At 72.5% G+C, this 19,458-nt stretch carries 15 protein-coding genes; 12 read left to right on the top strand and 3 right to left on the bottom strand.

Annotated features, from left to right (window positions below; all coding sequences use genetic code 11):
• The first annotated feature begins 64 nt into the window (after nt 1-64).
• The 6 genes from mdeB to ACLBYB_RS08680 all read left to right on the top strand — a co-directional run bounded on the left by mdeB (nt 65) and on the right by ACLBYB_RS08680 (nt 7,676).
• Nucleotides 65-2,740 carry an alpha-ketoglutarate dehydrogenase gene (gene mdeB, locus ACLBYB_RS08705; protein WP_447698508.1) on the top strand — a complete coding sequence of 892 codons (2,676 nt, stop codon included), beginning with the start codon at nt 65-67 and terminating at the stop codon, nt 2,738-2,740.
• A 76-nt stretch (nt 2,741-2,816) separates the two neighbouring features.
• Entirely contained in the window at nt 2,817-4,193 is a 1,377-nt protein-coding gene (locus tag ACLBYB_RS08700) for a 2-oxo acid dehydrogenase subunit E2 (RefSeq protein WP_447698507.1), read from the top strand.
• An 8-nt stretch (nt 4,194-4,201) separates the two neighbouring features.
• Entirely contained in the window at nt 4,202-5,929 is a 1,728-nt protein-coding gene (gene lpdA / locus ACLBYB_RS08695; protein ID WP_447698506.1) for a dihydrolipoyl dehydrogenase, read from the top strand.
• A gap of 319 nt (nt 5,930-6,248) precedes the next feature.
• Nucleotides 6,249-6,857, top strand: coding sequence for a hypothetical protein (locus ACLBYB_RS08690; RefSeq protein ID WP_447698569.1), 609 nt, complete (start codon nt 6,249-6,251; stop codon nt 6,855-6,857).
• Between the two features lie 34 nt (nt 6,858-6,891).
• Complete coding sequence (locus ACLBYB_RS08685) at nt 6,892-7,302, top strand: DUF2147 domain-containing protein (RefSeq protein ID WP_447698505.1); 411 nt, start codon at nt 6,892-6,894, stop codon at nt 7,300-7,302.
• A gap of 104 nt (nt 7,303-7,406) precedes the next feature.
• Nucleotides 7,407-7,676, top strand: coding sequence for a hypothetical protein (locus ACLBYB_RS08680; protein WP_447698504.1), 270 nt, complete (start codon nt 7,407-7,409; stop codon nt 7,674-7,676).
• A 170-nt stretch (nt 7,677-7,846) separates the two neighbouring features.
• On the opposite strand, the gene alaS is transcribed toward ACLBYB_RS08680, so the two are convergent.
• Entirely contained in the window at nt 7,847-10,525 is a 2,679-nt protein-coding gene (gene alaS, locus ACLBYB_RS08675; protein WP_447698503.1) for an alanine--tRNA ligase, read from the bottom strand.
• A gap of 229 nt (nt 10,526-10,754) precedes the next feature.
• On the opposite strand from alaS, the gene ACLBYB_RS08670 reads away from it, so the two are divergent.
• The 5 genes from ACLBYB_RS08670 to ACLBYB_RS08650 all read left to right on the top strand — a co-directional run bounded on the left by ACLBYB_RS08670 (nt 10,755) and on the right by ACLBYB_RS08650 (nt 15,329).
• The gene (locus tag ACLBYB_RS08670) at nt 10,755-11,921 is read left to right on the top strand and encodes a transglycosylase SLT domain-containing protein (RefSeq protein WP_056531990.1); all 1,167 of its coding nucleotides are present in this window, start codon (nt 10,755-10,757) and stop codon (nt 11,919-11,921) included.
• Between the two features lie 120 nt (nt 11,922-12,041).
• Complete coding sequence (locus ACLBYB_RS08665; protein WP_082558049.1) at nt 12,042-12,638, top strand: NepR family anti-sigma factor; 597 nt, start codon at nt 12,042-12,044, stop codon at nt 12,636-12,638.
• A gap of 72 nt (nt 12,639-12,710) precedes the next feature.
• Nucleotides 12,711-13,640 carry a transglutaminase family protein gene (locus tag ACLBYB_RS08660; RefSeq protein ID WP_447695023.1) on the top strand — a complete coding sequence of 310 codons (930 nt, stop codon included), beginning with the start codon at nt 12,711-12,713 and terminating at the stop codon, nt 13,638-13,640.
• A 75-nt stretch (nt 13,641-13,715) separates the two neighbouring features.
• On the top strand, nt 13,716-14,534 hold the full coding sequence (locus ACLBYB_RS08655; RefSeq protein ID WP_447698502.1) for a transglutaminase-like domain-containing protein: 819 nt from the start codon (nt 13,716-13,718) through the stop codon (nt 14,532-14,534).
• Between the two features lie 147 nt (nt 14,535-14,681).
• A complete protein-coding gene (locus ACLBYB_RS08650; RefSeq protein ID WP_447698501.1) occupies nt 14,682-15,329 on the top strand; it encodes a L,D-transpeptidase in 648 nt (215 codons plus the stop codon).
• A gap of 113 nt (nt 15,330-15,442) precedes the next feature.
• On the opposite strand, the gene ACLBYB_RS08645 is transcribed toward ACLBYB_RS08650, so the two are convergent.
• Nucleotides 15,443-15,778: a hypothetical protein gene (locus ACLBYB_RS08645; RefSeq protein WP_447680218.1), complete on the bottom strand. Its 336-nt coding sequence runs from the start codon at nt 15,776-15,778 to the stop codon at nt 15,443-15,445.
• Nucleotides 15,779-15,907: 129 nt separating this feature from the next.
• Entirely contained in the window at nt 15,908-16,396 is a 489-nt protein-coding gene (locus ACLBYB_RS08640; protein ID WP_012322487.1) for a phasin, read from the bottom strand.
• Between the two features lie 258 nt (nt 16,397-16,654).
• Here ACLBYB_RS08640 and ACLBYB_RS08635 point away from each other — a divergent pair, with 258 nt between their 5' ends.
• The gene (locus tag ACLBYB_RS08635; protein WP_447698500.1) at nt 16,655-19,237 is read left to right on the top strand and encodes a PAS domain-containing protein; all 2,583 of its coding nucleotides are present in this window, start codon (nt 16,655-16,657) and stop codon (nt 19,235-19,237) included.
• The last annotated feature ends 221 nt before the right edge of the window (nt 19,238-19,458 follow it).

The raw sequence follows: 19,458 nt of genomic DNA, 5'->3' as shown, positions 1-19,458 counted from the left end.
AATATCCGGCATGTCCCGCCGCCGCGATCCTCGTATGATCGCGCCGACCAGGGAGGCCGCGCCGATGAACGCCATACCGCCGAAAGCCACGATCGCGCGGTCCGCCGAGGTGGATCACGATCCGGCCGAGACCCAGGACTGGCTCGCCGCGCTGGAATCCGTCTTCCGCACCGAGGGTGCGGCCCGGGCGCGCTTCATCCTCGATCGCCTGGAGCGGCGCTCGAAGGAGATCGGCATCCTCGACGAGGCCCTGCCCTACTCGCCCTACCGGAACACGATCGCGCTGGAGAAGCAGCCGCGCTACCCCGGCGACCTCGACATCGAGGAGCGCCTGACCTCGATCATGCGCTGGAACGCGCTGGCCATGGTGGTGCGTGCCAACATGGCCTACGGCGAGCTCGGCGGCCACGTGGCGAGCTACGCCTCGGCTGCGGAGCTGTTCGAGGTCGGCTTCAATCACTTCTTCAAGGGCGGCACGGACGGCGACCTCGTCTATTTCCAGCCGCACTCCGCGCCGGGCGTCTACGCGCGGGCCTTCCTCGAGGGCCGGCTGTCCGAGGAGCAGCTGAAGCATTACCGCCAGGAGATCGCCGGCGACGGGCTCTGCTCCTACCCGCATCCCTGGCTGATGCCGGATTTCTGGCAGGTCCCCACCGGCTCCATGGGCATCGGCCCGATCCACGCGGTCTATCAGGCCCGGTTCATGCGCTACCTCGGCGACCGGGGCCTCGCCGACACCACCGGCCGGCACGTCTGGGGCGTGTTCGGCGACGGCGAGATGGACGAGCCCGAGTCGATCGGCGGCCTGGCGCTCGCCGCGCGCGAGAATCTCGACAACCTGACCTTCGTCATCAACTGCAACCTGCAGCGGCTCGACGGGCCGGTGCGCGGCAACGGCCAGATCATCCAGGAGTTGGAGAGCCTGTTCCGCGGCGCCGGCTGGAACGTCATCAAGGTGCTGTGGGGCTCGGAGTGGGACGGGATCTTCGCCCGCGACACCAACCACGCCCTGCTGCGCCGCTTCGCCGAGACGGTGGACGGCAAGTACCAGACGCTCGGTGCCAAGGACGGCGCCTACAACCTCGCCCACTTCTTCGGCGAGGACCCGGAGGTGCGCGAGCTCGTCGCCCACATGTCGGACGCCGACGTCGACCGGCTGAAGCGCGGCGGCCACGACTTCCGCAAGCTCTACGCGGCCTTCGCGGCCGCCAAGGCCACCAAGGGCCGGCCGACGGTGATCCTGGCCAAGACCAAGAAGGGCTACGGCATGGGCGGCGCGGGCGAGTCGCGCATGACCGCCCACCAGGCCAAGAAGCTCGACGTCGACGCGCTGCGCGCCTTCCGCGACCGCTTCGCCCTGCCGCTGTCGGACGCGCAGGTGGAGGGCCTCGCCTTCTACAAGCCGGCCGAGGACGGCGCCGAGATGCGCTACCTGCGCGAGCGGCGCGAGATGCTCGGCGGCGTCCTGCCGGCCCGCCGCCGCACGGCGCCGTCGGTCCCGGTTCCGGAGCTCTCCACCTACGCGGGCTTCGCCCTCGAGGCCGGCGGCAAGGAGATGTCGACCACCACCGCGGTGGTGCGCCTGTTCGGCAACCTCCTGAAGCACAAGGATCTCGGGCCGCGCATCGTGCCGATCGTCGCCGACGAGGCGCGGACCTTCGGCATGGCCAACCTGTTCCGGCAGGTCGGGATCTACGCGCCGCAGGGGCAGCTCTACGAGCCGGAGGATGCGGGCTCGATGCTCTACTACCGCGAGGCCCGGGACGGGCAGCTCCTCGAAGAGGGCATCACCGAGGCCGGTGCGATCTCGTCCTGGACGGCGGCGGCCACGTCCTACAGCGTCCACGGCCTGTCGATGCTGCCGTTCTACATCTACTACTCGATGTTCGGCTTCCAGCGGGTCGGCGACCTGATCTGGGCGGCGGCCGACCAGCGGGCCCGCGGCTTCCTGATCGGCGCCACGGCGGGCCGCACGACGCTGGGCGGCGAGGGTCTGCAGCACCAGGACGGGTCGAGCCACATGCAGGCGGCCGCGATCCCGAACTGCCGGGCCTACGATCCGGCCTTCGCGTACGAGATGGCGGTGATCGTCGACCGGGGCGCCCGGGCGATGATGGAGGAGGGCGAGGACGCCTTCTACTACCTCACGGCGATGAACGAGAACTACGCCCAACCATCCATGCCGCAGGGGGCGGAGGCCGGGATCCTGAAGGGCATGTACCGCCTGTCGGGGCCGGAGGCGGGAAGCGGCGCCGTGCGGCTCCTCGGCTCCGGGGCGATCCTGCCGGAGGTGATCGCGGCGGCGGCGCTGCTCGCGCAGGATTTCGGCGTCGCGGCCGAGGTGTTCAGCGTGACGAGCTTCAGCGAGCTGGCCCGCGAGGCCCGCGAGGCCGAGCGGCAGGCGATGCTCAACCCTGAGGCCGAGGCGCCGGTCAGCCACGTGGCGGCGCTGCTCCCGGGCACGGCGCCCATCGTCGCGGCGAGCGACTACGTCCGGGCCTACCCGCAGCTGATCGCCTCCTACGTGGGCGCGCGCTTCGTCGCCCTCGGCACCGACGGGTTCGGGCGCAGCGACACCCGCAACGCGCTCCGCCGGTTCTTCGAGGTCGACCGGCAGCACGTGGTCATCGCCGCCCTGCACGCCCTGGCCGAGGCCGGCACGGTTCCGCGCGCCACGGTGGCGGACGCGATCCGCCGCTACGGCGTCGCGGCGGACGCGCCCGCGCCCTGGACGATCTGAGGCCGGGCGCCCCGTCGAGGGGCGCCGCCCGCCTCCACCCTTTTTCCGAACGCCCGACCCACGGACACCCGACCGCATGAGCGCCGCGCTGCAGATCGCCCTCCCGGACATCGGCGACTACCGGGACGTGCCGGTCATCGAGCTTCTGGTGAAGCCCGGCGACCGCCTCGCGGTGGACGACCTGATCCTCAGCATCGAGTCCGACAAGGCCACCATGGAGGTCCCCTCCCCGGTCGCCGGCATCGTGCGCGAGTTGCTGGTGTCGGTGGGGTCGAAGGTCTCCGAGGGCACGCCGATCCTGACGGTGGAGCCTGCCGAGGGCGGCGGGGTCGCACCGGTGCCGGACACCTCGCCGGCTGCCGCGACCCCGCCGTCCTCCGAGCGGAGCGCGGGTCCCCTCTCCCGTTCGGGAGAGGGACAGGGTGAGGGATCCGGGTTGTCCGGAGACGGCACCCCCCTCACCCCAGCCCTCGCCCGCACGGGAGAGGGAGCCGGTCGCGCCTCGCCGGAGCCGATGCGGGCCGACCCGATCCAGGCGACGAGCGGCGACGTGCATGCCAGCCCGTCGGTCCGCCAGCTCGCGCGCGAGCTGGGCGTCGGGCTCGACCGCGTCGCCGCCACCGGCCCGAAGGGGCGGATCCTGCGCGAGGACGTGCACGCCTTCGTCAAGGCGGCCCTCAACGCGCCGGTCCAGGCGCCCGTCGCCGCGTCCGGCATCGGCGCCGGCCTGCCGCCCTGGCCGGAGGTCGACTTCGCCAAGTTCGGGCCGGTGCGGCGCGAGCCGCTCTCGCGCATCCAGAGCCTCTCTGGGGCCAATCTCAGCCGCAACTGGCTGACGATCCCGCACGTGACCAACTTCGACCGGGCCGACGTCACCGAGATCGAGTCGTTCCGGGTCGGCCTCAACACGGAGACGCGCACGCCGCCCGCCCGGGTCACCATGGTGGCCTTCCTGATCAAGGCGGCGGCCTCGGCGCTGCGGGCCTACCCGCGCTTCAACTCCTCCCTGGAGGGCGGCGACCTCGTCCTGAAGGACTACGTCCATGTCGGCTTCGCGGTGGACACGCCGAAGGGCCTGATGGTGCCGGTGGTGCGCGACTGCGACCGCAAGGGCCTCATCGAGATCGCCACCGAGATGGCCGCGATGGCCGAGAAGGCCCGGGCCGGAACCCTCCCGGGTTCCGACATGCAGGGCGGCTGCTTCTCGGTCTCGTCGCTCGGCGGCATCGGCGGCGACGGCTTCACCCCGATCATCAACGCCCCCGAGGTCGCGATCCTGGGCGCGGCGCGCTCGCGCACCGAGGCGGTCTGGGACGGCAAGGCCTTCCAGCCGCGCCTGATCCTGCCGCTCAGCCTGTCCTGGGACCACCGCGTCGTGGACGGCGTCGCCGCCGCCCGCTTCCTCGGCCACGTGGCCTCGGTCCTGTCGGACCTGCGCCGCGCCCTCCTGTGACCGCCGCCATGCCCGAGACCCTCGACATCCGCGTCCCCGATCTCGGGGACTACGCCGACGTGCCCGTCATCGAGATCCCGGTGGCGCCCGGCCAGCCGGTCGCCAAGGACCAGACCCTGCTGGTGGTCGAATCCGACAAGGCGACGCTGGACATCCCCTCCCCCGCGGCGGGCCGCCTCGTGGAGATGCAGGTCGGCCTCGGCGACACGGTCTCGGCCGGCACCCTCGTCGCCCGCCTCGCGGTCGAGGCGACCGACGCGCGCGGCGAACCGGCCCCTGCCTCGGCTCCGACCCCCGCGCCCACGCCCGCCGCGCCGCCGCCGAAGCCGCGGGCCGGCGCGGGCTGCGATCTCCTGGTGATCGGCGGAGGACCGGGCGGCTACTCGGCCGCCTTCCGGGCCGCCGATCTCGGGCAGCGGGTCATCCTGGTCGAGCGCCACGCGACCCTCGGCGGCGTCTGCCTCAACGTGGGCTGTATCCCCTCGAAGGCGCTGCTCCACGTGGCCGCGGTCACCGAGGAGGCCGTCCGGCTGGCCGCGCACGGGATCAGCTTCGGCGCGCCGACGGTCGATCTGGAGAAGCTGCGGACCTTCAAGGCCGGCACCGTCCGCCGCCTCACCGATGGGCTCGCCCAGATGGCGCGCCAGCGCAAGGTCGAGGTGGTCCGCGGGACAGCCCGCTTCACCGGGCCCGACACGGTCTCGGTGACGCTGCACGACGGCGGCACGCGCGACATCACCTTCACGGGCGCCGTCGTGGCGGCGGGCTCGGCGCCGGTGGCCCTGCCGATGCTCCCGGACGATCCGCGGATCGTGAATTCCACCGGGGCGCTGGAACTGCCCGCCGTGCCGCGCCGGCTCCTGGTGATCGGCGGCGGCATCATCGGCCTGGAGATGGCGACCGTCTACAGCGCCCTCGGCGCGCGGGTCGACGTGGTCGAGCGCCTGCCCGGCCTGCTCGAGGGCGTCGACCGGGATCTCGTCAGCGTCTGGACGAAGCGCAACGCCCACCGTTTCGACCGCGTCCTGACAGGGATCGAGGTCGTCTCCGCCGAGGCGAAACCGGACGGGATCGCCGTGACCTTCTCGGGCGGGGCCGAGCCCGGAACCTACGACCTCGTGCTCCAGGCCGCCGGCCGCCGGCCCAACGGGGCGACGCTCGGCCTCGACGCGGCCGGCGTGGCGCTGGACGGCGGCTTCGTGCCGGTGGACGCTCAGATGCGCACGAACGTGCCGCACATCTTCGCCATCGGCGATTGCGTCGGCCAGCCGATGCTCGCCCACAAGGCAGTGCATCAGGGCCACGTCGCCGCCGAGGCCGCCGCCGACCACAAGGCCGGCTTCGATGCCGCCGTGATCCCCTCAGTCGCCTACACCGACCCGGAGATCGCCTGGGCCGGCCTCACCGAGACGGCCGCGAAGGCGGCCGGGCGGGCCGTCGAGGTGGCGCGCTTCCCCTGGGCTGCTTCGGGCCGGGCCATCGCCAACGGCGCCGATTACGGTCTGACCAAGCTGCTGTTCGACGCGCAGACCCGGCGCGTCGTCGGCGGCGCCATCGTCGGCCCGAGCGCCGGCGACATGATCGGCGAGGTCGCGCTGGCGATCGAGATGGGCGCCGACGCCACCGATATCGGCCGGACGATCCACCCCCACCCGACGCTCGGCGAGACGATCGGTCTCGCGGCGGAGGCCGGGCTCGGCCTCTGCACCGACCTGCCGCCGGTCGCCCGTCGGTAGACACGACATCGGCGCCGGGCCCGTCCGCCCGGCGGCTCGACGGATCGCCGCGTCTTGTATAGATCTCGGCCCGCGTCGCCGGCTCGGCCGGGAAGCCGTCCCGTCGGAGCGTTCTGCCGGGCCTCGATGCGGCGGTACGTGGCGAAGATCTGGTGGTTCAGCTGGGAGGATATGATCCGAGATGCTGTGGCACACCGGAAAGTCTTTCCGCCATGCCGTCCGCATTTTGCCATTACTGGCACGGGATCGATCGGCGCGCGGGGCCCCGCGGCCCGCAACGGCCGCACCGGCGCTCCGGGTGCCGCCCCTGGCCCTCGCGGTGCTGCTGGGGTCGGTCGCGGTGATCGGGTCGCCGAGCTGGGCGCGCGACGCCGCCGAGGCGCCGAAGCCGGCCGATACGCCGTCCGCCGCCGACGGGCCGCAGGCGCTCATCGCCTCGCTGCGGAGCCGTATCCTCGCGGCGCACAGCGCGACCTTCGCCCTCGAGAGCTGGTGTGCCGACTACAAGCTCGCCGGGGACCCGCACCTCGTGGCGGAACGCGTGGCCGTCGCCGACAAGCCCCTGACGGCCGCGCAGCGCGCCCGTCTCGCGATCGGCCCGGACGAGCCGGTGCGCTACCGCCGCGTCCGTCTCGCCTGCGGGGACCGCGTCCTGTCCGAGGCGGATAACTGGTACGTGCCGGCCCGGCTCACGCCGGAGATGAACGCGACGCTGGACACCACCCGCACGCCCTTCGGCCGGGTCGTGCGCCCCCTCGCCCCGGTGCGCAGCACCGTCGAGGTGCGCGCGCCGGTCCGGAGCGCCGCGCCCGGACCGGACGATCCGCTCTTCGAGATCGACGCCGTGCTGTCGACCGGTGCCGGGCAGCCGTTCTGCGAGGTCGTCGAGACGTATCTGGGCGGTGCGCTGCCGCAGGCATCGCGGTAGAACCCGGCCGCGTTCTCGGTTGGGAGGAACAGGTATGGGTTCGAGGTTTCGTCGCGCGGTTCTGGCCCTGCTCGCGACGGGCGCGGCGTGCGCGCCGGCCCTGGCGGCCGATCCGGCCGGCGTATGGCTGACGGAAACCGGCAGTTCGAAGGTCCGCATCGCGCCCTGCGGCGGCGGCTTCTGCGGCACGATCATCAGCGCACCCGGGAAGGGGCTCGACGCGAAGAACCCGGATCCGGCCCTGCGTGGCCGCAGCGTCGTCGGCGTCCAGATCCTCGACGCGCGACAGCCCGGAGGCGGCGGCTTCTCAGGGTCGCTCTACAACCCGAACGACGGCAAGACCTATTCCGGTTCGCTGAAGCTCACGGGACCCGACTCGCTCGAGGTCTCCGGCTGCGTCATGAGCGTGTTCTGCAAGCGGCAGACCTGGACGCGCGTGAAGTGATCGCGCGCGGAGGGCGCCGGGGCGAGGCGGTGCCGCGTCGCAACAACGCGGGATCGATCGCGCGCGACTGAGGTTGCCTGGGTCTGGAACCAGCAAGGATTCTCATGACCCGGACATGTCTCGCCGCCCTTCTCGCCCTCGCCACCGTCGCGCCGGCCAGCGCCCAGGTCGAGGCCCGGCCCGTCGCGCCCGCTCCCGGCGCGCCGGGCGTGGTGAGCCAGCAGATCGACGCCACCGGGAACGAAGCCGCCGTGAGCTACTCGCCCACCGGCCGGCCGGCCGACACGATCTCCAACAACTCGGCGGCGGCGGGCAACGCCAACCAGCAGTCGCGGGTCGCGCCGCAGGGCGGTGGCGGCGGCGGCAGCCGGTGATCTCGCCTGATCCCCGGTGACCCGAGCGGCGCAGGACCCGCTAGAGGGGCCGTGATATCTGCCCGCGGCTAGAACGGGCGCGGGGCTCTCTCGGGGCGACCGCGCCGGTCTCGCGGAGGACGATCGGGCCGCACCCGTGACGGTGCGGCCGCTCCGCGGCGCGTCGCGCCTCAGGCGGCTTCGATGAGGGCCTGCGCGACGGCGTCGAGGGCGGCCTCGGCCCCGGCCCCGTTCGGGCCGCCGGCCTGCGCCATGTCGCGGCGGCCGCCGCCGCCCTTCCCGCCGAGCGCCCCGGCCCCGGCCCGGACCAGCCCGACCGCGTCGTAGCGCGCGGTCAGGTCGTCGGTGACGCCGACCACCAGCCCGGCCTTGCCGTCCGGTCCGACGCCGACCACCGCCACGATGCCGGAGCCCAGGCGCTTCTTCTCCTCGTCGACGATCGGCTTGAGGTCGCGCATGTCGAGCCCCTCGATGACGGAGCGGCGGAAGGCCACCCCGCCGATCTCGGTCTGCTGCGCGCCCGAGCCCGGGCCGCCCTCGCCGCCCATGGCGAGCTTGCGACGGGTCTCGGCCAGCTCGCGCTCCAGGCGGCGCCGGTCCTCCATCAGCGCGGTCAGGCGGTCGGGCGCCTCAGAGACCGGCGCCTTGAGGATGCCGGCGAGCGCCGCCAGCGTCCGGGCCTCCTCGGCGCGGTGACGGCGCGCCGCGTCGGCCGTCAGCGCCTCGATCCGGCGCACGCCCGCGCCCACCGCGCTCTCGGCCACGATGGTGATCGCCCCGATATCGCCGGTGCGCGCGGCGTGGGTGCCGCCGCAGAGCTCCACGGAGAAATTCTTGGCGCGCGGTTGCGCGGCGTCGCCGTCGACCGGCAGCCCCATCGAGACCACCCGCACCTCGTCGCCGTACTTCTCGCCGAACAGCGCGCGGGCGCCCGACGCGATCGCGTCGTCCACGGCCATCAGCTTCGTGACGACGGGCGCGTTCTGCAGCAACACCGCGTTGGCGATGTCCTCGACGCGGCCGAGCTCGTCGGCCTCGATCGGCTTCGGGTGGCTGATGTCGAAGCGCAGCCGGTCGGGGCTGACCAGCGAGCCCTTCTGGGCGACGTGGTCGCCCAGCACCTGCCGCAGGGCCTCGTGGAGCAGGTGGGTGGCCGAGTGGTTGGCCCGGATCGCCCTGCGGCGGGCGTTGTCGACCTTCAGCTCGACCGGCTGGTCGAGGCTCACCGACCCCTCCTCCACGGTGACGTGGTGGACGAACAGGTCGCCGAGCTTCTTCTGGGTGTCGGTGACCCGGGCCCGCACGCCCGGCGCCAGGATCAAGCCGGTATCGCCGACCTGGCCGCCCGACTCCCCGTAGAACGGCGTCTGGTTGACGAGGACGAGGCCGGTCTGACCAGCCTCGAGGGCCTTCACCTCGGCGCCGTCGCGCAGGAGCGCGGTCACGATGCCCTCGGCGGTCTCGGTCTCGTAGCCCAGGAACTCGGTGGCGCCGACGCGCTCGCGCAGTCCGAACCACACCGTCTCGGTCGCCGCCTCGCCCGAGCCCTTCCAGGCCTCGCGGGCCGCCTGCTTCTGGCGCTGCATCGCGGCCGCGAAGGCGTCGGTGTCCACGCCGATGCCGCGGGCCTTGAGGGCGTCCTGCGTCAGGTCGAGGGGGAAGCCGTAGGTGTCGTAGAGGGTGAAGGCGGTCTCGCCGGAGAGCTTGTCGCCCTCCCGCAGGTCGCGGCTCTCGGCGTCGAGGATCGACAGGCCCCGCTCGAGGGTGCGGCGGAAGCGGGTCTCCTCCAGCTTCAGCGTCTCGGCGATCAGGCTCTCGGCCCGCATCAGCTCCGGGTAGGCCTGGCCCATCTCGCGGACCAGGGTCGGCACGAGGCGGAACATGGTGGGCTCGCGGGCCCCCAGGATCTCGGCGTGGCGCATGGCGCGGCGCATGATCCGGCGCAGCACGTAGCCGCGGCCCTCGTTGCCCGGCAGCACGCCGTCGGCCACCAGGAAGGAGGCCGCCCGCAGGTGGTCGGCGATCACCCGGTAGGACGCCATCGTGGCCGCCTCCGGCGCCCGCGAGACCGCGTGGGCCACGGCGTCGATCAGGGCGCGGAACAGGTCGGTGTCGTAGTTCGAGTGGACGCTCTGGAGAATCGCCGCCATGCGCTCCAGGCCCATGCCCGTGTCGATCGACGGCCGCGGCAGCGGGTTCCGGACGCCCGGCTCCAGCTGCTCGTACTGCATGAACACGAGGTTCCAGAACTCGAGGAAGCGGTCGCCGTCCTCGTCCGGCGAGCCGGGCGGGCCGCCCTGCAGCGCCGGGCCCTGGTCGATGAAGATCTCCGAGCAGGGGCCGCAGGGGCCGGTATCGCCCATCTGCCAGAAATTGTCGGAGGTCCCGATCCGGATGATCTTGTCGTCGGAGAAGCCGGCGATCTTCTTCCACAGGCCTGCGGCCTCGTCGTCGTCGGCGTAGACGGTGACGAGGAGCTTGTCGGGCTTGAGGCCGAACTCCTTGGTGATCAGCGTCCAGGCCAGCTCGATCGCGCGGTCCTTGAAGTAGTCGCCGAACGAGAAGTTGCCGAGCATCTCGAAGAACGTGTGGTGGCGCGCGGTGTACCCGACATTGTCGAGGTCGTTGTGCTTGCCGCCGGCCCGCACGCATTTCTGCGCCGTCGTCGCCCGGTCGTAGGCGCGCTTCTCCATCCCGGTGAAGATGTTCTTGAACTGCACCATGCCGGCGTTCGTGAACATCAGCGTCGGGTCGTTCTTCGGCACGAGGCTCGAGGACGGCACGACCTCGTGGCCCGCCTTGGCGAAGTAGTCGAGGAAGGTCGACCGGATCTCGTTGACGCCGCTCATCGGGGCTGACTCTGGCAGTACGGACGGGAAAGGGCGGCCGCGCGTCGTCCGCCCGGCGCCCGCATGGCGCCCTCTTAAGGAGGGATGTCGCGCGAGTCACGGGCGGCCTGCCCCGAAATCTCCACGGGACGCCGCAACTCGGCCACAAGCGCGGCCGTGTTGTCGCCACATCTGTCAAGCGATGGTGAGTCCGTAGCGCCACAGCGGCGTGTGGAGAGTCGGGATAACGATGCAGGGCCGCACGGTCGGATCGCCGAGGACCATCACCGGCAAGCAGGGCCATTTCGGCTCGGGCCGCGCCGACGTGATCGCCGCACAGCCCATGCTGGGCCGTGCCCATGGCAGCCGCCCCGCGCTGTTCCGCTCCCTGCTCACCGTCTCGATGATCGCCGGCGGCCTCAGCGCCGCGCTGATCGGGTCGGGCGTGGACCTCGCCAAGGTCGGCCTGTCGCCGGCCGTGTCGGTCGCGGAGGCCGCCACCGAGCTCCCGATGCCGCGCCCGCGCATCCACACCGTCGCCCTCAGCACCCCGCTGGAGCAGACGCCGCTGCGCGCCGCCGCGAGCTTCGCCCCGGTGCACGACCTCGACACCGAGCTCGGCTCCAACACGGTCGACCGCGTGTCGTACGACTTCCTGCTGTCCGAGAGCGCCGTCGGCGATCCGAACGACATCCTCGAGTTCGGTCCGATGAAGATCCGGCGCCACCTCGTGCAGACGATCGTCCGGGCGGCCCAGGCGGTCCAGACCGATCCGGTGCTGCTGATGGCGGTAGCCGACAAGGAATCGAGCTTCGTCACGGCGGTCCAGGCCAAGACCTCCTCGGCGACGGGCCTCTACCAGTTCATCGAGCGGACCTGGCTCGGCGTGGTTCGCGACTTCGGCGCCAAGTACGGGCTGGAGAAGGACGCCGCGCTGATCACCTCCGACGCCAACGACCGGCCCGTGATCACCGATCCGGCGGAGCGCGCCCGGGTGCTGGAACTGCGCCGCGACCCGTACCTCTCGGCGCTGATGGCCGGCGAGATGCTGAAGCGCGACGCGGCCCGCATCGCCCTGCGCATCGGCCGCGAGCTGACCCTCGGCGAGGTCTACCTCGCGCACTTCCTCGGACCGGACGACGCCGAGGAGTTCCTCGCCAACGTCGTGAACAAGCCGGCCGCCGCCGCGGCGGCCCTGCTCCCGGGGCCGGCCCGGGCCAACCGCTCGATCTTCTTCGCCGCCGGGCGCTTCGTCGGGCGCGGCCGCCACCGCAAGCCCCTGAGCCTGTCGGTCGCGCAGGTGCACGAGAAGTTCGAGGCGATGATGAGCACCCGCGGGACGCGCTACCAGAACGTCCGCCAAGTCTCTGGAATCATGGCGTATGCCGACGCCGACGCCGGGCTCGCCACGCAGTAACGGCTCTGTGACGCCGGGCGGGATTCCGAACGCCCGGCGCAACCAGCGGCGGATTGCCGACTTTCCTCCTTCGAGCGCCGCATCCTCGGGCGGCGCGGAAGTCGACTTCGGGGGGAGTCCTTGAAAAAGCACCAGACGAGCGCACCCCTGCCGCTCACCGATACGCTGTCACCGGGTATTCCGCTCGATCAGATCGGTCAGAAACTGGCGTCGTTCTACGATGATCTGGTCACCGAGGGCGTGCCCGAGCACCTCGCGGCCCTGGTCCGCCGCGTGCGGCAGAACGAGGGCGACGAGGCCGCCCCGGGCGCGCCGAGCGTCGTGGCGGCCGAGGCCGGTCCGCCGCGTCTCGCGCTCGTCGTGGAGGACGATCCCGAGATCCGCGCGCTCGCCGAGACCCTCTTGGAGGAAACCGAACTCGACGTGGTCGGGTGCGACAGCGCCGAGGCCGCCCTGTCGGTCCTCCAGGCGCGCGGGGGCGACGTCGCCCTCGTCTTCGCCGACGTCCGGCTGGCCGGCGAGATGGACGGGCTCCAGCTCGCCCGCGCGGTGGCGACCCTGTGGCCCCGGGCCCGCCTGGTGATCACCTCGGGCCACGGCATTCCCCGCCCCGAGCTGCCGGCCGAGGCCGTCTTCATCGCCAAGCCGTGGCGCCCCCTCGACGTGCTGGTCGAGGCCGAGCGCGCCGCCGCCGACCCGGCCCCGCCGGTGGTCTGAGGCGTCCCGCGCGGCCGGGCCCGGCCCTTGCATCGCCGGTGACCGCGTCGGCGCGAGCCCGGAGCCTGCGACTTGCCGATCCTCTCCGTCCGCCACCGCACGGTCTACCGGTACCGGCGTCCGGTCGCCTTCGGCGAGCACCGGATCATGTTCCGGCCACGCGACAGCTACGATCAGCGGCTGATCGCGGCGACCCTCGACATTGCCCCGGAGCCGGCCACCCTGCGCTGGCTGTTCGACGTATTCGGCAACTGCGTGGCGGTCGCCACCTTCGACACCCGCGCCGAGACCCTGACCTTCGACTGCGGCATCACCCTCGACCACACCCCGGAGCACGCGCCGGTCTTCCCGCTGGCGCCGCACGCGACCCACTACCCGTTCGGCTACGGGGCCGAGGACATGCCGGACCTCGCCCGCTCCATCGAGCGGCAATGGCCGGACCCGCGGCACGAGGTCGATGCCTGGGCGCGGAGCTTCCTGCCGCCGCAGGGCCGTATCCCGACGCAGGAGCTGCTGGCCGCGATGACGCGCAGCGTGCGGGCGAACTTCACCTATCTCGCCCGCTCCGAGAAGGGCGTGCAGGATCCGCTGACGACCCTGCGCACGAAGCTCGGCTCGTGCCGGGACTTCGCGGTGCTGATGATGGAGGGCGTCCGGGCGCTCGGCATGGCCGCCCGCTTCGTCTCCGGATACCTCTACAACCCGCGCAACGACCGGGCGCGCCACGTCGGCGGCGGCTCCACCCACGCCTGGCTGCAGGTCTACCTCCCGGGCGCCGGCTGGGTCGAGTTCGACCCGACCAACGGCATCGTGGGCAACCGCGACCTGATCCGCGTGGCGGTGACCCGCGATCCGGCCCAGGCCGTGCCGCTGCACGGCTCCTTCTTCGGCCTCGCCAGCGACGATCTCGGCATGCGCGTCGACGTCGACGTGGTGGAACTGCCGGCCGACGGGCCGGCGGCCCGAACCGTGCAGGGGCCGGAGACCTCCCTGGCGCGTTGAGTTCGCGCGCACCCGGACCCGGAACGAGCGTGCGTGGCGACTCCGCGCGGACGGCGACAGAGCAAGGTGGCCCCGATGAAGATCAGGACCGGTTTCGATATCGCTTTCACGCTGTCGCAGCCGACACCGATGATCCTGATGCTGAGCGTCCATCCCTCGCGGATCGACGACGTGCTGACCCCGCACGCGATCGGGTTCGATCCGCCGCTCGAGGCGCGGACGTACCGGGACGGCTTCGACAACATCTGCCACCGCATCGTCGCGCCGCCCGGTCAGCTGACCATCGCGGTCGACTTCACGGTCGAGGATTCGGGCGAGCCCGATCCGGTCGTGCCGGACGCCCGGCAGATCCCGGTCCAGGACCTGCCCGACGACGTCCTGATCTTCCTCCTGGGCTCGCGCTACTGCGACACCGACAAGCTCTCGCAGACCGCGTGGTCCCTGTTCGGCGGCACGCCGGAGGGCTGGGCCCGCGTCCAGGCGATCGTCGACTACACGCACGAGCGGATCCGCTTCGACTATCAGCGCGCCGACGCGACCCGGAGTGCGCACGACGCCTTCATGCAGCGCGAGGGCGTGTGCCGGGACTTCGCGCACCTGGCGATCACCCTGTGCCGGTGCATGAATATCCCGGCCCGCTACGCCACCGGCTACCTCGGCGATATCGGCGTGCCGAAGGATCCGGCGCCGATGGACTTCTCCGCGTGGTTCGAGGTCTTCCTCGAAGGGCCCGAGGGGCCGCGCTGGTACACGTTCGACGCCCGCCACAACCGGCCCCGCATCGGCCGCATCGTCATGGCCCGCGGCCGCGACGCCACCGACTGCGCCATCTCGACGAACTTCGGCTACGCCCACCTCGCGCGCTTCGACGTCCATACGGACGAGGCCCCCTGAGCCGCGCACGCGTTCGTGATATCGCGCACCGCACGGCCAAGCCGGCCTGCGTATTCCGCCGGACAGCAAATTCCGGGCGGAAGTATGGAACTGCTAGCCTATGCTCACGCTTGTAATGGCAAAGGTTATTGCACAGGTAGGCCACTCATGAAGACCACGGTCACCGCACTCGCCGCGCTCCTCGGCGTGTCTGTTCTTGCCGCCACGCCCGTCCTCGCCGCTTCGTCGTACGATCCCTTCGGCACGGATAGTGCCGACGAGTACTACTCCGATCAGGGACAGTACGGTTACCAGGGCTCTTTTGCCCCGGGCTACGGCCAGGGCGTGCAGGCCGCGCCGCAGGCGCAGGTCCAGCCGATCCCCCGCGAGATCGTCGCGTTCAACGGGCCCTACGCGCCCGGCACGATCGTGGTCTCCACCGCCGAGCGGCGCCTGTACTACGTGCTCGGCAACGGTGAGGCGATCCGCTACGGCGTCGGCGTCGGCCGTCCGGGCTTTAGCTGGAGCGGCACCAACAAGATCACCGCCAAGCGTGAGTGGCCGTCGTGGACGCCCCCGAAGGCCATGATCGCCCGTCGTCCCGACCTGCCGCGCTACATGGCGGGCGGCATCGAGAACCCCCTCGGCGCCCGGGCCATGTATATCGGCAGCACCGAGTACCGCATCCACGGCTCCAACGAGCCGGACACGATCGGTCAGGCAGTCTCGTCGGGCTGCATCCGGATGACCAACGACGACGTCACCGACCTGTACGAGCGCGTGAAGGTCGGCGCCAAGGTCGTCGTCCTGAACTGAGCGCGCGGCGCGGGATCACCCGCGCCCCTAGCCCGCCTGTGCCGCACGGGCCGCGTCATCCCACCCGGGGGCGCGGCCCGTCGCGTGTGCGGTCGCCTGCGCGGGGCTGCGCCTCAGGGAACGACGCGGCCGACGGCCGTCTGCGGCGGGCTGAACGAGGCGATCGGCATGTCGCAGAAGCAGCGCACGCCGAGGGGCCGCGGCCCCGGCAGCGGGCAGGAGTACGGCTTCGGGCCGGTGATTCCCTGCTGGACGGCGTCGCAATTGTAGCCGACCGGGGCGCGCTGCGCCCGGCGCGGGACCGGCCGGTAACCGCCGTCGTAGCCCGGATCGTCGTAGTACTGGGCGAAGGCCGCGCTACTCGGAGCGACGGCGGCGAGCGCCAGGGCGGCGACCGCCAGACGGAGAGGTCCACGCAGGCCGGATCGGCCGGAAACAGTGACGCGCATCCCTGAACCCTTCACTCGGCGCGGACCCAACGCGTCCGCCCGGCGGCTCTCGGCGGCAATACCGGCGAAAACGAGACGGCCCGCCCCCGGATCAGGAGCGGGCCGCGGCCCCGTTCGTCGGTGCGAGCGTCAGTGCGACGCGCGCTCGGCGGCGTCCTGGGCGTTCTGGGCCGTCTGCTTCGCGGCGTCCTGGCCCTGCTCCATGGCCTTGCGGGCCTCGTCGGCACCCTGCTGCATCGCCGACTTGGCGCGCTCGGCGCCCTGCTGCATCGCGCTCTGCGCGAGGCCGCTAAACTCCTTCGCCTGGGCCTGGATGGCGGCGAACTGGCTGCGGACGAACTCGGCTTGGTGCTGCATCGCCTCCTGCATGTCCCGGGAGCGGACGAGCTTCTGGGCGAGGTCGAAGGCCGCGTTCACGTTCTGCTCGGCATACTCGAAGCCGCGCGAGGACGCGTCCAGCGCGTTGGAGCGCGCCAGCTCGGCCGAGCCCTGCACGGTGTCGGCGGTGCGGCGAGCCGCGCCGATGAAGCTGTCGAACGCCTTCCGGGCCTGCTCGACGCTCTTCTCGGCGAAGTCGCGCATCTCGGCCGGAACTTCGTAGTTCGGGGGGTTGCTCATACGTCGTCTCCTCTCTTCATTGGCCTGTGGATGGCGCTTTGTGCGGTGCACAATAACTGATTCGCCGCCATATGCCACCCGCGCTCACGGCGTTAAGGTTGACATAACGTAAACGTGTGACGGTTGCGCCGAGAGTCCAGCGCCGCGGCGCGGGGGAGTTTACAATAGGGCTACGGTCGCGCGCGTTTCTCGGGCAAAGCGGGACCGTTGAGCGTCAGGATCGCGTAGGGTTCGAGGTCGCGGGCTTTGGAGACGACAGTGACACCGACGGCCGCTGCAGCCCCGCCCGGGCTGGGGACTGCCTTCGCGACCTGGGAGCGCCTGCCCGCGCTGGCGGCCGCTCTGGGCGCGCGCGACGCCGTGCATCTCGTGATCGATCCGTCGGAGGCCCGGATCCTGTCCGCGTCCGAAGCGGCGGCGGGTCTCGCCGCGGTTCTGGACGGCCCGGCCCTCGCCGACCTGACCCGGCAGATCGCGACCGCGGTGGCGGGCGACGCCGCGCCCCGCCTCGCGCGCCTGCGCCTCGATGTCCGCCGGATCGCGCCGCCGGTCCTGTGCTGGCTGGCGCGCGGCGCGCAGGCCGACGGCCGGCCCGCGATCCTCGTCGTGCCGACCTCGCCGGTGGCGGCTGGCCGCGGGCGTCCGATCCGCCCGCTCGATCCACCGGTCGACGCGCCCGTTGGGCATCCCGTGGCGGCGCGGGCGCTTCCCCAGGAGCCGCAATCGCCTCCGGCGACGCCGCTCCGGCGCGACGACCGCTTCCTCTGGCGCCTCGATGCCGCGGGTGTCCTGACGACCCTCACAGGCCCGGAGGCGCTCGCTGGGCTGGTCGGGCAGCGCTGGCAGGATCTGGCCGAGAGCGGGCGCCTCTCAGGCGCCGACGCCGTGCTGGCGGCCCTGCGCGACCGGCGCACCTTCCGCGGGGAACCGGCGGTCCTCGATGCCGGCACCGGGGCGTTCCGGGTCGACCTGTCCGGGGCCCCGCTCGGGCGGGGCGACGCGGCCTTCTCGGGCTTCGGCGGCTTCGGCCTGATCCGCAGCGCCCCGGCCGGCAACCCGAGACCGGTCGCGACGCCGGAGCCGATTCCGGAGCCCATGCCCGAGCGCGTTCCCGAGCCCGTGCCCTCCGCGACGCCGGAGCCGGCAACGTCCGAGGTTGCCAAGCCCGCTGCCGTCCCGGCCGGGACCGGCGACGCCGCGATCCCTGTCGCGATTCCTGTCGCGGTCGACGCGGATCATGTCGCCGCGCCGCTGTCGAACGACGAGCACGCCGCGTTCCGCGAGATCGCCCGCGCACTGGGCGCCCGCTACGCCGGTGACGAGGCCGGATCGGGGTCGCCCCGGACCGCGGGTGGGGCGGTGATGCCGTTCCCGGCGCCGCAGGCCGGTCCGGCGGAGACCGGCGCGACCGCCGCGGATCCCGATGTCGAGACCGGGCCGGTGGAGGCCGAGCCGGTCGCCGACGCGCCGCCGTCCCCGGAATCCGATCTCCTCGGCGGATTGCCGGTGCCGGTTCTGGTCCATCGCGACGGAGCGATCGTCGCGGCGAATCGCGCCCTCCTCGATCTGACCGGCCATCCCGACCTGCCGAGCCTCGCGCGCCTCGGTCTCCCGGGATTGCTCCCCGGCCTCCCCCCGGCGGAGACGGCCGACCCGTCCGCGCGCCGGACGACCGTCGCGACGGCCGACGGCGGCGCCCGTCCCGTCGAAATCCGGGCCGGCGCCCTCCCCTGGTCGGGCGCGACCGCGACGTGCCTGGTCGTGCGCCCGGTCGAGGACGCCGACATCGCCGACGCCCTCACGGCCGAGCGCCTCGCCCGCGCCGCTGAGACCGAGCGGACGGCCAGCGCCGAGGCGACTCTGGACGCGCTGGAAACAAGCGTCGTCACGGTCGACGGGGCCGGGCGCATCGTCGCGTTGAACCGCGCGGCGGCCGGCCTGTTCGGCTGCGATCCGCGCGAGATCGTCGGCAGCAGCTTCGTCACGCTCTTCGACCGGGAGAGCGTCCTGACGGTCGCCGATGCCCTGATGGGCACCGCCCCGGGGCGGCGGATCGTGCGCATCGACGGCGCTCCGATGTCGTTGACTGTGGCGGCGACGGCGGGCCGGCGCGTGGCCCAGATCGCCCGCGCCGAGGACGAGGCCCTCGCGCGGAGCGCGGAGGGCGGCCCGGAGCCCGCGCCGGGCCGCGCCGATGCCCTCGACCGGCTCGGCTGCGCCGTCCGCGAGCCCGTGTCCGGGATCGTCGACCTGGCCGGCGCGATGCTGAAGGAACCGTTCGGCCCCCTCGGCGACGCGCGCTACCGGGGCTGCCTCGCCGAGATCAAGGCCTCGGGCGAGGCGATGCTGGAGCGCGTCGGGAAACTCCTGGACCTCGCCGCCGTCGAGGCCGGCGCGCTCCACCTGGAGCCGCGCGCCCTCGACCTCAACGACGTCGTGGCGAGCTGTGTCGCCCAGCTCCAGGCGGAGGCGGCGCGGGGGCGCATCGTGATGCGGACGAGCTTCTCGACCGATATCGGCGACCTGGAGGCCGACGAGCGCTCGGTCAGCCGCGCGGCCAGCTTGGTGATCGAGAACGCGATCCGACGCTCCACGGCCGGCAGCCAGATCATCGTGTCCACCGGGTCCGCCGAGCGGGCGGGGATCGCCGTGCGGGTGCGCGAGACCGGCGCCGGCCACGCGCCGCGGGCGGCAGCGCCGCAGGGCGATGTCGAGGACGGGCTGGCGCTGCCGCGGGCGCTCGTGGAGGCCAATGGCGGGCGCCTGCAGCTCTCCGCCCGACCGGAAGACGGCACGCTCGTGGAGATCATCATGCCCGCGCGGCGGGCGGCCAACGGCTAGGGGTGAGCGCCCCCCACCCCCGCGGGGCGGAAACAGAGGGCCGCCGGTGACAGCGGCCTCGGGCGCGCGCGCTTGACAGCGCAGCATCGAAGCCCCAATCAGCCCTTACATTGCGCCCAATCTATTCACGGGAATTGAGCTGCGCAGGAGCGCGCCAAACTGCGATGATATCGTCATCGTAGATTGGCGGCTACGTTACTTTGGAAGTCCTGGCTGCGCGG

The sequence above is a fragment of the Methylobacterium sp. D54C genome, assembly GCF_053345595.1.
This window is presented reverse-complemented; position numbering and strand designations above follow the sequence as displayed.

Bases quoted from the DNA above. Each gene is read 5' to 3' on its own strand.
- lpdA (WP_447698506.1), top strand. From the start codon at position 4,202: ATGCCCGAGACCCTCGACATCCGCGTCCCCGATCTCGGGGACTACGCC.
- ACLBYB_RS08670 (WP_056531990.1), top strand. From the start codon at position 10,755: ATGCAGGGCCGCACGGTCGGATCGCCGAGGACCATCACCGGCAAGCAG.
- ACLBYB_RS08640 (WP_012322487.1), bottom strand. From the start codon at position 16,396: ATGAGCAACCCCCCGAACTACGAAGTTCCGGCCGAGATGCGCGACTTC.
- alaS (WP_447698503.1), bottom strand. From the start codon at position 10,525: ATGAGCGGCGTCAACGAGATCCGGTCGACCTTCCTCGACTACTTCGCC.
- ACLBYB_RS08650 (WP_447698501.1), top strand. From the start codon at position 14,682: ATGAAGACCACGGTCACCGCACTCGCCGCGCTCCTCGGCGTGTCTGTT.
- mdeB (WP_447698508.1), top strand. From the start codon at position 65: ATGAACGCCATACCGCCGAAAGCCACGATCGCGCGGTCCGCCGAGGTG.
- ACLBYB_RS08685 (WP_447698505.1), top strand. From the start codon at position 6,892: ATGGGTTCGAGGTTTCGTCGCGCGGTTCTGGCCCTGCTCGCGACGGGC.
- ACLBYB_RS08645 (WP_447680218.1), bottom strand. From the start codon at position 15,778: ATGCGCGTCACTGTTTCCGGCCGATCCGGCCTGCGTGGACCTCTCCGT.
- ACLBYB_RS08680 (WP_447698504.1), top strand. From the start codon at position 7,407: ATGACCCGGACATGTCTCGCCGCCCTTCTCGCCCTCGCCACCGTCGCG.
- ACLBYB_RS08655 (WP_447698502.1), top strand. From the start codon at position 13,716: ATGAAGATCAGGACCGGTTTCGATATCGCTTTCACGCTGTCGCAGCCG.
- ACLBYB_RS08700 (WP_447698507.1), top strand. From the start codon at position 2,817: ATGAGCGCCGCGCTGCAGATCGCCCTCCCGGACATCGGCGACTACCGG.